The organism is Parafrankia sp. EUN1f (assembly GCF_000177675.1).
Taxonomy (GTDB): Bacteria; Actinomycetota; Actinomycetes; order Frankiales; family Frankiaceae; genus Parafrankia.
Genome location: NZ_ADGX01000346.1, coordinates 1 through 1948, shown reverse-complemented (window position 1 = coordinate 1948; position 1948 = coordinate 1). Strand labels below are relative to the sequence as shown.

The window sequence follows — 1948 nt, the reverse complement described above, 5'->3', positions numbered from 1 at the left end:
GGCGAGGAGTTCGTGGCGGAGTTCGATCTGCCCGGAGTGGACCCGGCCACCGTGGATCTGGACGTCGAACGCAACGTGCTCACCGTCCGGGCGGAACGGCCGGCGTTGAACGGGGACCGCGAGGTCCTGGTCGCCGAGCGGCCCCGCGGGGTGTTCAGCCGCCAGTTGATCCTGGGCGACAACCTGGACACGGAGAAGATCACCGCCAGCTACCACGCCGGCGTGCTGACCCTGCGGATTCCCGTCGCCGAGAAGGCCAAGCCGCGGAAGATCGCGATCGACCTGTCCAGCGACGACCGCCGGGCCATCCACGCCTGACGCGGGGCGGGACCGATGACGACCCCGCACGGGGCGGCGCCGGTCCGGCCGGCCTGTGTGCAGCTGGCTGATCTGATCTGCTCCGACCCCGACCTGCTGCACGCCGAGTTCGACGCGATCATCTCGGCCGCGTGGGACAGCGACGTTCCACCGGGCAGGCCAGGGCGGCCAGCCGCGCCGCGGCCACCGTCACCGTCACCGGGGCCAGCGAGGAGCCAGCGCTGTCCGCACCGGCAGCCCTGCGGACCGCGGGGAGGCCGGCGGCTGCAACGCCGAGCGCGGCTGCGGGCGCCGCCTGGCCGTCCGACCCTCGGCACCGACCACACGGCACGACACAGAAGGGAGTCATAGCCACCGCTCACCACCCCCAGAAGTACCCCTCAGCACGTCGATGCGGGCGCGGGCCGGGCCCACGGCCACCTGACCGGGGGCCCGGCCCGCCTCCCTGCCAGGTCGCAGAGGACACGGGCACATGGCGCCGGGGAACCCGAACCCACAGCGCGGACACCAGGGGCCACCCCGCCGATCCCGTCGTGCCGCGTTCCGCGGCCACCATCGGCCCCAGACGCGCCATGAACGTCCGAACCTAACTCACGGTAACCGTGGGGTGGGATAGCGGACCGGCCACCGTCAGCCGACGCGCGCCGCTCTCGCCGCAGCCCTCCCGCAACCCAGATCCGCCAATTGTGACGGAACGGAACCGTTGCGGGGGTGGCGCTGCGACGGCAAACCCGACTTAGGCGCCCGAAGCGGACGCCCCGCACATGATCGTTCCCTGCACACAATTACCGAATGCGCACCCAATGCGCACCCAAACCCGTTTTGATCTTGAATAGATGATCTTAGACTTCGCAAAACCGCAGGTCAGGGCCTATTTCTCTGGAGCCGGCGAGGGGACTCGAACCCCTAACCGCTCGATTACAAGACGAATCGCCGCGTATCGGAGCATACCGGAACATGCCGCCCCGTGCCGGAAAATCCGAGGTCACGGCGATTTCCGTGCCGGAACGTGCCGGCGCGTGCCGCGACGTCCGCGCACACAATGCGCACACACGCCACCGGCGGCCCCTTGAGATAAGAGCCATATTGGTCGATACCGGACACAAAGGCGCGTCGATTACAGCAGGTAATCGCTTCCGAACGAGAAAGCGTCCACCTGACCCTGTCCGGCAACGGACACAGCGGACAACCGGCGACCGCGTGCGAGCCAGGCCGACGGTTACTGGTCGCAGTCCGTGAGCAATGGTTGATAAAAGGCCAGGTCAACACCGATGGCCGAGTTCTGGCACCCCACAAGCCGCACACCCGCACGAAGATCAGGTAGAGCAGGCGAATGAACATACCTGACCATCATGCCGCCGGCCCCGTACGGCCGCATCGTCCCAGCTCGCAGGCCCAGGCCCACTTCTGGCACCCCACAGGGACACCGTGGCGGGACGTCCCGGCCCGGTACGGCACCTGGCAGACGGTCTACGGGCTGTTTCGGAACTGGCAGCGGGACGGGACCTGGGAACGGATCCTTACCCAGCTGCAGGCCCGGGCTGATGCCGACGGACTGATCACCTGGGATGTGTCCGTCGACTCCACCGTGGCCCGGGCCCACCAGCACGCCGCCGGGGCACGTAAAAGT

Annotated in this window: 2 protein-coding genes; both read left to right on the top strand. The window is 68.5% G+C overall.

All coding sequences use genetic code 11. The features are described from left to right. Positions 1-318: Hsp20/alpha crystallin family protein (locus FREUN1FDRAFT_RS38965; protein WP_006545963.1), on the top strand; the 318-nt coding region annotated here is incomplete at its 5' end. A gap of 1333 nt (positions 319-1651) precedes the next feature. Continuing rightward, a partial coding sequence (locus FREUN1FDRAFT_RS38960) for a transposase (RefSeq protein ID WP_006545962.1) occupies positions 1652-1948 on the top strand: 297 nt, incomplete at its 3' end.